The sequence below is a fragment of the Kitasatospora sp. NPDC051853 genome (genome assembly GCF_044452665.1).
Lineage (GTDB): Bacteria > Actinomycetota > Actinomycetes > Streptomycetales > Streptomycetaceae > Kitasatospora.
The window spans coordinates 26974-38522 of record NZ_JBITBY010000018.1; the positions used below are offsets into that span (position 1 = coordinate 26974).

The following is an 11549-nucleotide window of genomic DNA, read 5'->3' on the forward strand; positions in this document are numbered from 1 at the left end:
CCCGAACCGAGAGAGCGGAGCCAAGACAGTGGACAGCACCTTCGGCCGTGTCACCGTGACCCTGCCCGACCTGAACGAGCCCGGTCTCTACCTGTCCAACGTCCAGACGCTCGACTCCGCGCGGGGCATCGTCCAGGACTTCCAGTACGGCGACGCCGACCTGCGGGACCTGGACCTCACCGACACCAGCCTCATCACCGGCCGCGTCACCGGACTGCGGGCCGACCGCGTCCAGCTCGACAAGGTCCGCCTCGACTCGATCGAGTTCGACTCCTGCGACCTCGGCGCCGCCCGCATCAGCGACACCAAGCTCTCCCGCGTCGTCTTCCGCAACTGCAGGATCATGGGAGCCCAGTTCAGCGGCGTGACCCTGGACAACGTGCTGTTCGAGAACTGCAAGCTCGACTACAGCACCTTCGAGCAGGTCCGGGCCACCGGCCCACTGGTCTTCTCCAAGTGCGTCCTGACCGAGGCGACGTTCACTGGCAGCGACCTCAGTCGGGCCGTCCTCGACGCCTGCACCCTGCGGCTGACCGACTTCGGCCGAGGCAAGTACCGGGACCTCGACCTGCGCGGAAGCGACCTGAGCACCATCCGGGGAGCCGCCCACCTCGGCAAGGTCATCATCGACCGGGCCCAGCAGGCCGAACTCGCCGACGCCCTGATCGCGGAGCTGGACGTGACCTTCGCCGACACCCTCGACGAGCGCCGGTGAGACCAACCGGGAGGAGCCCGGAATGAACCTCGCCATCGCCCACACCGACCCCGCCGCCCTCATCGAACGGTGCCAGGTCACCGGCGTCCGCATAGCCGGCGGCGAACCGGAGTACGAGGACGGGGCCGTCTTGCCGTCGGGCCTCTGGAGGCCCCTGACCGGTGAAACGGCCGCGCGCCTCAAGCCGACCACCGACACCTCCGACAGCACACTGGTGGAGCTGATCAGGCTCCCCGACGGCCCGCCTCCGACCAGCCTGGCCGGCCTCGCCGACCCGCTCGGCGATCCGGACGCCGTCCACCTGGGCCAGGCCGCCAGTCCCGCCGAGGCCCTCACCACCACCCCCAACTACCAGGACGGCCGCCGCATCGGCCTGCACATCGACAACTGGGACAAGCTCGACCACCACGCCAAGCACACCGGCCGTCGACGCCTGTGCATCAACCTCGGCCCCGGTACCCGCTACCTCCTGCTCGGCGACACCGACATCCAGACGATCTGCCGCACCATCCACCACGACCCGGCCAGCCGCTACCCGCACACCGACGACCTGCGCGCCTACATCGCCGGCGGCCACCAGTTCAGCGTCTACCGCCTCCGGCTGGAGCCCGGGGAGGGTTACGTCGCCCCGACCGAGCTCCTGCCCCATGACGGCTCCACCGAGGGCCAACTGCTGCCCTCAACGGCCACGTTCTGGCTCGGCCACTGGCCTCGGGGGGTGCTTCCCGCGCTGGTGTGACACGCGGTCAGCGCCACCCTGGCTCTGATGCGGGCTCTCCCACCGCCCGGCTACGCGGTGCTCCCATCGCAGGATTCCGCCAGGCGGGATCTTCGGTCGTCATGGCTGCCGTAGATTCCGCGCTCCGGGAAGTACAGGGGTGAAGGATCGCACTGCCGTCGCGAAGTGCTGATGCTCCCCTCCGTGATGAACCTGATCAGCACTCAGCTTCCTGCTGGACGCTCGGAGTGCTCCGGCGATCGACCTCCGCGTTCGTTCGATGACTGCTTCGCCGATGGTGTCTCCGCGGATTGCCGTCACGAATCGAGCCACGGCTCTGTCCGTCCGGTAGGGATCGCGGAAGAGAACTCGTGTCCTCAAGGAGGAAGAGGTGGAGTTCGACGGCGCTCCGGGCGGCACTCGAAGTCGTCCTTCGTGTCCCGGCCGGACGCCGCACAGGCCCGCAGCGAGCGCACGTTCTGGTGCCGGTTCCCAGTCGCATGGCTGAGCCAGCACACCGGGGACACGATCCGCACCGTCACCGCGGTCGCCGATTACGCCCGGCGCAGCGGGTCCTGCTGGGCATCCAACGCCACTCTGGCCGACGCGCTCGAGCTGCACGAGAAGACGGTGGCCGCAGCGCTGCGGGAGGTTGAGGGTGTCCTGGTGCTGGCGGACCAGCCCTCCCCGAACGGCACGCTCGGCCGGCGGGCCCGGCCGGTCGGCGAGGACGAGCTCGCGGTGACCATCTCCGCGAGCGCCCGCAACGCGCTGTCCGCGCACCGGTTCAAGGTGTACGCGGCGATCTCACTCCGCTCCGACCTGGGGCGGAGCGCCTCTGCGCCCGCGCTGGCGCGGATATGTGGGATGGGCCGGGAGACGTGCCGGACGATCGCCCAATCCCTGGTGGCGGACGGCTGGGTGTCCCGTGAGGTCAAGGTCGGGCGGTCCCCGGTTTACGTCGTGCACCCAGCCCCGGTGGCCGGCGTGGCGACGCAGCTCGTTCTGTTCCCGCAGCCCCGGCAGTCGGCTCGTCCTGCTGGCGTGCCCGCCGTCGAGGACGGCCTCCCGGGCCTGCTCGACGGGGTGCCGGAGGGGCAGCTGGTGCTGTTCGGAGAGGGCGCCGAGGAGACGGTTACCCCCCTCGTTCCGGCTCCGGCGACCCCCCTGGTCTCGCTTCCGCAGACCCCCCTCGTCCCGGCTCCCCAAACAAGCCACCTACAACAGGCTTCTCCCAACAAACCGTTGGCCGTGGATGGTTGCTTCTCCCGCGTAGCGGAACCGTTGGTGACGCGCGATGCGCCCGCGCGCGAGGGCACGCCCGTACGGCCCGGGCCGGTGGCGCCCTTCGGCGGCCCGCTTCGCGGGGACAGGCAACCATCTCCCGGCACGACGGGCACGGGGCATGGGCTCCGGCCCGGACCGCGGACCGACCAGGTCCGGCTGCTGAGCCGGGGCGTCGGCCTGGACAGCGACCTGCAGGTGGCTCTCCGGCCGGTCGAGGACCTGATGCGCCATCTGGTCGGCACTTCGACCCGGGAGTTCCTCGCAGTCCGGGTTCGCGCCGAGTTGGAGAACACAGCCCGATGGACCGGAACCGGCCACGCCCCCGCCGCCCTGGCCGAGCGCTTGGCCTGGCGGCTCAAGCGTCAGGGCGGCAGCGCTCTGGTAGGTGATCCGGTCGGCTGGATGCTGCGCCGTGGCCTGCCGCAGGCCCGGTGCTGCGGCCACGAGGCGTGCGACGACGGGATCCGCCTGGACTCCGGCCTGGACTGCGTGACCTGCGAGTTGCGGGTGGGGGACCGCCGGTCGACCCGGGCCGCCGTGGTTGGCCAGGTTCTGGCCGAGATGCCCGACGCCACCGATCGCGAGCGCCAGGCCGAGCACGAGCGGCGCCTGCACGACCTTGCGATGCGCCGGGCCGAGGCTTTGGCCGCCGCCGAGCGCGAGGCCGAGCAACGACGTCTACGCCATGAAGCCGAGCGTCACGCGTGTGAGGCCCGGGCCGCGGCGGCCGAGGCGGTTCGCCTCGCCGTGCCGTGCGAGGACTGCCGGGCCCCGCAGTCAGCCGGGCTGTGCCTGCGCTGCACCAGCCGCCGGGGCACCCGCGCCGCCATGGCCGAGACGGTCCGCCTCCACCTCGCCACCGCCATCCTGACCAGCTGGGACGACGTACGCACCATTGCGGCCCGGGTCAACGCCGACCTGGTGCAGCAGCTGATCGAAGCCCGGCCCCCGGAAACGGAGAGCGAGACGCTGGCCGCCGTCGACCGGCTCAACGCCGAGACCATCCGCGACCAGGCCCACCAGCTGGCCCTGAAGCACTGGGCCCGCTCCGCTGGAGCCCGCGAGGAGGCCGAGCTGGCGAGCGCGGCCGAGCTGCGCCGCGCCCACCGGTACGAGAGCCGCTCGGCCGCCGAGCAGGCCGCGTTCGAAGCCGGAGAGCACGCACGCCTGGCCGCAGCCCGTGAGCTGCTGGACCGTCAGCTGCGCTACGTCGCTTCCCTGCGCCGCCCTCGGCCGGCCCCGCCTCGGCCCCAACTCCAGGAACGCTCATGGGCGGCGACCGCACAGCCCCGGCTCGCCGCCCCCGATGTGTCGGCCGGGAATCCGCAGCCCGCCGATTGAAGCCGAAGGGCGCGCGGAGGGTCAGCGCGGGAGCGCTCGGTCATCGGCGAGGAGGAGCCGTGGCGGTGTTGCCGAGCCGTCGCTGGTGGCCTTCGACCGGCTTGGCCTTCCCACAGGTGGTTCGGTCCCGTCCACTGCGGGGCGACGAGGTCAGAAGTCCGACCGGAATGGCGGCCGAGGGGGCTGTCTCTCCCACGGGACGTACGGCCGGGGCCTTCCGGCGGACTGGGCGGCGGCCGGCAGGTCGGTCCGGATGTGCTCGCGGTGGATGAAGGGGTCGAAGGGCTCCCACTGCGGCAGTGCGATCTCGGCGGCGGAGCCGGTGCTGTGCGCTTCGCAGCGTTGGCCGCGCCAGCGGAGCTGCGTGGGGAGGGGGAGATGGCTGAGCTGGTAGACCGTCATCTCGGTGGGTGCCAGGTGCGCCGCGAGGTGAGGGGTGGGAGCGGCGGCGTTGAAGTCGACGGGCAAGTGGACCCATTGGCCTTCGGTGCCGTCGGCGACGCGGTTCGAACAGCGTTGGAGGCGCACGGTCATCGAGACGCACCGGATCGTGGGGAGCGGGCCCGGGGCGAGGTAGTGCGTGTGGAGCATGTGGACGACCGGGCGGTGGCGAGGAGGGGTTGTCGGAGGGTCAGGTGGCGGCGGCGCAGTGTCAGTGGGCAGCGGTCGTGGGATGAAGCCTAGGTCGATGAGGCGCCGGCTGCGGACGGCGAGTGCGCGCCGGAGTCTGGTCAGGTCCTCGTGGTCGTCCTCGGCCGGTGTGCCGGTGGCGGGGCAGAGGGCGGGGTGCGCGATGTGGCACCAGGGTGATCCGCCCGTGGTCGGTTGGGCGATGCCCGAGTGGAGGTGCCAGCGCTGGTGGGGCGGGACGATGCGGGCATCGAGCTCGGTCGGGTGGAGGGGGAGTGGCCGCTGGTCGTCGCGCTGGCACCACTCGACGGTGTTGCCGCAGTAGGCGCAGGTGCCGGTGCGGGCGGAGCGGATCAGGCGGGAGGGGCTCTGGGGGTCAATGCGCAGGGCCCGGGTGGTCTTGGGTCCCTTGCGGCTGCCGTCCCAGTTGTATCCCGGCATGCAGGAGGTCATGTGGGGACGCTCGCAGCGGTCGCTGCCGGCGGTTCGGGACGGCTGCGGGGGAGTAGCTCGATCGTGGGACGACGGTCGCGAAGGCGTCCGACCGGTGGAACTGGTGATCGGACCGGTTGCTCGGTCGAGTGAATTCCGGCACCCGGTCGACCTGGCGGGGTCTCAGGCGCCGGGTGGAGCGTGCCCTTCGCACAGTTTGTCGGCCAGGGCGCCGACGGAGACGTCGAAGGCGTGCGCCAGTGCGTGCCAGGTTGCGAGGGTTCCGATGGTGCGACCCTGCTCGATTTCGATGACGGTGCGCCGTGAGAGGCCGCTGCGCTCGGCGAGTTGGTCGTAGGTCCAGCCGCGGTCGGCTCGCAGGCGAGCGAGCTCGGTGCGGAGCGCCATGAGGTTGGGCTCGGGCGGCGGCGGGATGATCACTGTGCTATCGCACGGTCTGCACCCCAGCTCTGTCAGTGCAGAGGTCTGCCCTACTTTCTCCCGATTCGCAGATTCGAAGGACAGTGCAGGCATCTGCACTACCGTGTGCGCCGCTCCACCCGGCCAACCGACCGGAGGAAGCGAGCCCGCACGAGGAGACACAACTGAACGACACCGAGGCGATGCGGCGGCACCCCGGCCTGCTGACAGCCACGGGTACCTGGACCGTCGCGCTCGACGGGGCAAAGCGGGAACTGTCCTGCACATCCAGGGACTGCCCCTACCGATCCGCACACCTGACGAACCCTCAGGCCGTCCGCGAAACGGCCATGGCCCACCTCGCCCGCCACGCCCGCAGGGAACAACTCCCTCCGCACCTCCGCTTCTGCCGCTGCGCCACCGGCGGCTGCTCCTGGCACGTGGGCACCCGACGGTGTGGCGGGCAGATCGTCCTGGTTGTCTTCTCGGACTGGGACGGCAGCTCCTGGCGTCTGGCGGACGTCTGCGAGCAGTGCGCCCGCTCCATCCCCCGAACCGTCCGTCTCCCCGCACCGCGGCTGACACCACCCCCGCCAGACCGGCCTCCGGTCCCCTCCGCCGCCCGCACCCACCAGTTGGGTCACCTCGCCACCAGAGCCGCCCTCGCCTACACCGCCGCCTCCCTGCCGCCCACCCTCGGCGCCGAGGCCCGACTGCTCGCCGTCGTCTGCGCACTGCGCACCGGCACCTCCGGCATCGCACGGCTTCCGCCGGGTCTCCACCGAGCCCTGCGCATCACCGCGCCCGCCCGCGCACTGACAGACCTTCAAGAAGCCGGTTGGCTCCACTACCTGAGCCGCCCACGAGGAGGCCCCGCCGTACTGGTCCCCGAACTGGCCGGCACCCCCTGTCGCAGGCCGGACAGCCACTGGGCCATCCGCCTCCTCACACACCCCCGGGTCGCCATCGCCCCGGCCCGTGACCGGCTCACCGTGCTGGCCGTCAGCTCATGGCTCGAACACCCGGGCACCCCGTACCTGGTGGACCCCGCAGCGGTCACCCGGGCCTGCGGCACCGAAACGGCACACCTCCACACCGTCCTCGACGACCTGAAAGCGGACGGCACCCTCACCCGGTGGCAACCGCTCCCCAACGGACTCCTCCGATGCCACCCCAGCGGCCAACCACCCGCACCCCGGAGGCAGCGATGACGACCACACACCCCCAGTCACCCGCCCAGGCACGCAGCCGCCTGGAATCACTGACCGGCACTGTCGAACGACTCCTCTACATCGGCGCCAACGGCTTCACCGCGGCACGCATGGGCCTGTCCGACGGCCACAGCCTCACCGCCAAAGGCCAAGCCCTCCACGGCGTCCAACCCGGCGAGACCCCCCAGCTACGCGGCCACCACGTCAACCACCCCACCTACGGCAGCGAGTTCCGCGCCGTCGACTGCCACCACGTCGAACCGGCCACCCCCCACGCCCTCCGCACTTACCTCTCCTCCGGCCTCGTCCGCGGCATCGGCCCCCGGCTCGCCGAAGCGATCGTCGAGCACTTCGGGCTCGACACCCTCGCCGTCATCGACACCACTCCCGAGCGCCTGCTCGACGTCCCCCAGATCGGCCCCGGTCGGCACCGGGAGATCGTCACCGCCTGGCAAACCCACCAGGAGGTCCGCCAGTTGATGATCCTCCTGCAGAGTGCCGGGATCTCCAGCACTCACGCGCCCCGCATCGTGCGCCACTTCCACACCGAACCCCACGACGCCCACGACGTCACCGGCGTCCTGGAGATCATCCGCACCACCCCGTACCGCCTCACCGAGGTCTACGGCATCGGCTTCACCACCGCCGACCGACTCGCCCTATGGCTCGGCGCCCCGGAACGCAGCCCCCAGCGCCTGCAGGCAGCGCTACTCCACACCCTCGAGGCCGCCGCAGGCGTCGGCGGACACAGCTTCCTGTGGGAACGTCAGCTCTATGCCCGGACCGCCAAGAACCTCCAGGACCCCACCCTCGGCCAACTCCTGCCCGCCGAACTCGCCACTCTGGTCGCCGGCCGACGCGTCGTCATGCAGGATCTGCCACGCGACGGCCAAACCTGCCCGGCCGTCTTCACCCCGTAGCTGCACACGGCCGAGACCAACACGGCCACCAGGATCGCGGGGTTGCGCACCGCAGCCACTCGTCTGACCGCTCTCGGCACCTGGAGGGAGGGACCGTTGCCCGCCTCCGACAGGGCCGTGGGCCTCGCCCCGGCCCAGGAGGCCGCCGTACGGATGGCCCTCACCGAACCGGTGTCGATCCTCTCCGGCGGCCCCGGCTGCGGCAAGTCCTTCACCGTGCGCACGATCGTCGACGTCGTCGAGAAGGCAGGTGGCACCGTCAGTTTAGCTGCTCCGACCGGCCGCGCGGCCAAACGCCTCGCCGAGCTCACCGGCCGCACGGCCTCCACCGTCCACCACCTCATCGGCAGCCGCCCCGACGACACCGAGTCGGCCCGTCTCCTCGACATCCCTGACCCGCTGGATGCCGACCTCATCGTGATCGACGAGGCCTCAATGCTCGACCTCCCCCTGCTGAGCCGGCTTCTGACCCGTCTCGACCCCGGCGTGCACCCGCTGCTCGTCGGAGACGTCCACCAACTCCCCAGCGTCGGCCCCGGCCAGGTGCTGCGCGACTTGCTCGCGGTGCGGGAGCTACCGCGCACCGAACTCACCGACATCTTCCGCCAGAGCAGTGGCAGCGCCATCGTCACCAACGCCAAGCAGATCAGACACGGCCAACCCGTTGGCAACGGCGACGACTTCTGGTTCGTCAACCTCCGTAGCCCGAACGGCACCCTTCCCGAACCGGCGGAAATCCAGTCCACCGTCGTCGACATCGTCACTCGCCGCCTGCCCGCCCACTACGGCATCCGTCCGGCCGACATCCAGATCCTCACCCCCGACACCAAGGGACCCCTCGGCACGCACGAACTCGGCCTCGCGATCCAGGCCACCGTCAACCCGCACCAGAGCGGCACCCCGCAGCACTGGGGACACGGCCGCCCGTTCCGCCTGGACGACCGCGTCATCGCGATCCGCAATGACCACCGCAAGGGCGTGGTCAACGGCTCCATCGGTACCGTCACCACGATCGACGCGGCCGAACGCCGACTCGAGATGACCACCGACGACGACCGGACCGTGGTGACCTACGCCTTCGACGAACTCGACGAACTGCTCCACGCCTACGCGATCACCATCTACCGCGCCCGGGGCAGCGAGTACCCCATGGTGGTCGTGCCGCTCACCAAGACCGGACCCTCGTACCTCCTGCTGCGCCGCAACCTGCTCTGCACCGCCGTCACCCGAGCCAAGCAGATGCTCGTCCTGGTCGGTGACCCTGAGGCGCTCGAAACCGCCATCACCCGCCCCGCTGACCCCGCAACACCTCGCTCGCGCCGCGCCTGTACGGAGCGCTCACGGGCACGGCGATCCTTCCCCGCCCTCGGAAGGGGATTGATGGCCAGCCAGGTCTCTGCTGACAGGGCGGGCAGACCGGAGCGGGGCCGACGACCAGGACCGTGTGGCGTGCGAGCGCAACACCTCTGGCATCATTCGGGTGCCCCGTCGATGTGTTCGAAGCGGCTTGGTGCCTCGTCAGCGATTGTGGTCGCAGGACGGAGGCAGACGGTCGACTCCCAAGCCAGTTGCGGGCCAAGGTCCGTACAACGCACCGGAAGTACCAGTGCAGGTCAGTGCCCGTCCCTTGCTCCGGGAGGGTGTGGCGCGAGATCGTCTGATCGATAACATCGCGTCGCGACTTGCAGTGGTCGGTGGCCTGACGAGGTGGGGAAGCCATGAGCGATGACGTCCTGTCGATCATTCCGAGTGATCCGCAGTGGCAACCGGATCGCGATGTGGTTGATCGCGTCGTCGCGCTCGTCGAGGACCTGGTTCCCGGTCTTGCCGACGGTGTGGAGGTCGACGTGACGTGGTACGACGTGGTGACCGTCGTCGACTGCGGGGAGAACCTGGAGAGAATCGGCTGCCCCTTGTGCCAGGCGGCCATCGACACGGAGTGGTGGGGCGATCTCCTTGAGGCTCACTGCGACGACGGGTTCACCACGCTCGCGGTCGAGGTCCCGTGCTGCGGAGGATCCACTACTCTGGACAGGCTGGATTACGACTGGCCCTGCGGTTTTGCCCGTTTCGAGATCGCGATCTGGAACCCCGAACGCTCCTGGTTCAGCGAGGACGAGCTGACGGCCCTGGCGGATCAACTGGGCCATCCGGTGAAGCAGATCCGGGCCCACATCTGAACCTCCGTAGCTCAGACGGCCGTCTGCTGCTGTTCGGCGTGGGCTCGGGTGCCGGCGAGGCGGTAGGAGTCGGTGCCGGTCTCGACGATGGTGCCGTTGAAGGCGAGGCGATCGACGGTGTTCGGTCAGCCGCACCCGGTAGAGCAGGGCGATGAGGTCGCAGACGACCGCGCGGGTCCACAACTGTCCCGGCCCGCCCGAAGTGCAGCAACCGCCCGCATCCGCAGAGCTTCCTGAGCCTTCGGCGACAGCCGCCGAGCGTCCCCCACCAGATCCATCACGCCCGGATCAACGAGCGCCGAACCTTACCGTTTCGGGTCAATAGGTCCGCCTGACGCCTCTCGTTCACGCCGCGCCTAACCTCCGCTGACCCGTGCACCAACAGGGAGTTGACCGTGCTGAACGTCCGGCCGCCCGCCCATACCCCGGTCGTCGGGACGGAGAACTGCCGGAGCTCGATCCCGGCCCGGCCAAACAGCTCCGGCTCGACGTATCGGGCCCCGCCAGTTCCGCACAGGTACGAGGTAGCGCCCACAGCCCGGCACAGGTCCACCAGTCGGCGAGTGCGCCCCGGCCCGGCGGCAAGGTCACTGCTGCGCACCACGCGTCCCGGCCAGCCCATCAGGTCAAGCAGCACCAGCGTGGAAGCCTCGGTGACCTCTGCCGTCCGGTCGGTCCTCTCGACCAGGTCCAGCACCGGCTGCAGCAGCTTCGCGAGCACCGGCCAGCCCGTACTGGACCGGTACTCCTCCCGCAGGATGCCCTCGATCCGGCGGCGGGCGATCGGCCCGTCCACCACCCGTGCATTCCGGATGAGCGTTGCCCGGCCCTGCGGCAGGTGTGTAGGGAGAGTCAGCCATCGCGGCGACCCGCCGGCGGAGAGGCTCCCGAGACGGGCGCGGTGCTGGTAGTCCCGGCGGGCGAACTGGACGTCATCGAGGACTACCCACACATCGGCCGCGAAGAGCTTAGCGAGGGTGGACAGGCGGGGCAGCAGATTGGGCTGGTGGATCGCGCACACCAGCCCGCCCGGTGCCGTGTCAGGTGAGAAGTCGGCTGGTGAACCCTTCGGCGATGAGCCGCTGGTAGGCATCGAGAACCCTCTCCGGTACTTCCTGGGCAACGGCGAAGCCGAGCTTCGGGTACTCGATGACCCGCTGGAGGTCGCCCACCAGGCTGTCGATCACGAGCGCATCGTCGCCGATCGTCTTCACGTAGTCGTGCAGGTCCATCGGTGTGGAGGCGCACACCGCCTCCACCTCGGGCCACACTTGGCGGCACGTTGCGAACGCCCTGCGCTCCATGTACGGCATCGACACCAGCAGCACTGAGGACACCTCCACCTCGGCCTCAGTGAGGACTTGGCGGCTGAAGTCGATGTTCTGTCCGGTGTTGCGGGCCCTCGGCTCGATCAGTACCGCGCTCTCCGGCACCCCCAGGGAGACGGCGTGCTCGGCGAAGTGCACGGCCTCACCGCGGGGGAAGTGGTCCGGCCTCGACGGGTTCGGGCCGCCGGTGAACACGATCCGCTTCGCCAGGCCACGCAGGAACAGGTCGGCGGTCTCTGCCGCCACCCCGAGGTCGTGCGAGCCCAGCCCGATCGCGACGTCGCACGGTCGCAGCTCGTGGCCCATCTGCTGGTAGTCCCACACCAGTGCGGTGTCCGCCCACTGCCGGTCGGTGATCACGGGGAAC

The 11549-nt window shown here is 70.3% G+C and carries 11 protein-coding genes and 1 pseudogene; 7 read left to right on the forward strand and 5 right to left on the reverse strand.

Annotation, left to right across the window (positions count from 1 at the left end):
• The first annotated feature begins 28 nt into the window (after positions 1 to 28).
• From ACIA8O_RS36875 to ACIA8O_RS36885, 3 genes are all read left to right on the forward strand, one after another.
• Positions 29 to 715, forward strand: a complete 687-nt coding sequence (locus ACIA8O_RS36875) for a pentapeptide repeat-containing protein (protein ID WP_396298435.1) — start codon at positions 29 to 31, stop codon at positions 713 to 715.
• A 22-nt stretch (positions 716 to 737) separates the two neighbouring features.
• Complete coding sequence (locus tag ACIA8O_RS36880) at positions 738 to 1454, forward strand: hypothetical protein (RefSeq protein WP_396298436.1); 717 nt, start codon at positions 738 to 740, stop codon at positions 1452 to 1454.
• Between the two features lie 414 nt (positions 1455 to 1868).
• Entirely contained in the window at positions 1869 to 4061 is a 2193-nt protein-coding gene (locus ACIA8O_RS36885) for a hypothetical protein (protein WP_396298437.1), read from the forward strand.
• A gap of 150 nt (positions 4062 to 4211) precedes the next feature.
• Here the strand turns inward: ACIA8O_RS36885 and ACIA8O_RS36890 are convergent, their stop codons facing one another.
• Both ACIA8O_RS36890 and ACIA8O_RS36895 read right to left on the reverse strand, forming a co-directional pair.
• Positions 4212 to 5144, reverse strand: a complete 933-nt coding sequence (locus tag ACIA8O_RS36890; RefSeq protein ID WP_396298438.1) for a DUF6083 domain-containing protein — start codon at positions 5142 to 5144, stop codon at positions 4212 to 4214.
• A 162-nt stretch (positions 5145 to 5306) separates the two neighbouring features.
• Positions 5307 to 5531, reverse strand: coding sequence for a helix-turn-helix transcriptional regulator (locus ACIA8O_RS36895; RefSeq protein WP_396298533.1), 225 nt, complete (start codon positions 5529 to 5531; stop codon positions 5307 to 5309).
• Between the two features lie 362 nt (positions 5532 to 5893).
• On the opposite strand from ACIA8O_RS36895, the gene ACIA8O_RS36900 reads away from it, so the two are divergent.
• From ACIA8O_RS36900 to ACIA8O_RS36915, 4 genes are all read left to right on the forward strand, one after another.
• Positions 5894 to 6754, forward strand: a complete 861-nt coding sequence (locus ACIA8O_RS36900) for a hypothetical protein (RefSeq protein WP_396298439.1) — start codon at positions 5894 to 5896, stop codon at positions 6752 to 6754.
• Positions 6751 to 7674, forward strand: a complete 924-nt coding sequence (locus ACIA8O_RS36905; RefSeq protein ID WP_396298440.1) for a helix-hairpin-helix domain-containing protein — start codon at positions 6751 to 6753, stop codon at positions 7672 to 7674. Before ACIA8O_RS36900 ends, ACIA8O_RS36905 begins: the two co-directional genes overlap by 4 nt.
• Before the next feature lie 117 nt (positions 7675 to 7791).
• Positions 7792 to 9342, forward strand: a complete 1551-nt coding sequence (locus ACIA8O_RS36910; protein WP_396298534.1) for an ATP-dependent RecD-like DNA helicase — start codon at positions 7792 to 7794, stop codon at positions 9340 to 9342.
• A gap of 50 nt (positions 9343 to 9392) precedes the next feature.
• Positions 9393 to 9854: a hypothetical protein gene (locus tag ACIA8O_RS36915; protein ID WP_396298441.1), complete on the forward strand. Its 462-nt coding sequence runs from the start codon at positions 9393 to 9395 to the stop codon at positions 9852 to 9854.
• A gap of 11 nt (positions 9855 to 9865) precedes the next feature.
• On the opposite strand, the pseudogene ACIA8O_RS36920 reads toward ACIA8O_RS36915, so the two are convergent.
• The 3 genes and pseudogenes from ACIA8O_RS36920 to ACIA8O_RS36930 all read right to left on the reverse strand — a co-directional run.
• Positions 9866 to 9970: pseudogene (locus ACIA8O_RS36920) on the reverse strand (AAA family ATPase); the annotation flags it as partial.
• Between the two features lie 161 nt (positions 9971 to 10131).
• Complete coding sequence (locus ACIA8O_RS36925; RefSeq protein WP_396298442.1) at positions 10132 to 10947, reverse strand: WbqC family protein; 816 nt, start codon at positions 10945 to 10947, stop codon at positions 10132 to 10134.
• A complete protein-coding gene (locus ACIA8O_RS36930; protein WP_396298535.1) occupies positions 10895 to 11488 on the reverse strand; it encodes a YdcF family protein in 594 nt (197 codons plus the stop codon). Before ACIA8O_RS36930 ends, ACIA8O_RS36925 begins: the two co-directional genes overlap by 53 nt.
• Positions 11489 to 11549: the final 61 nt, after the last annotated feature.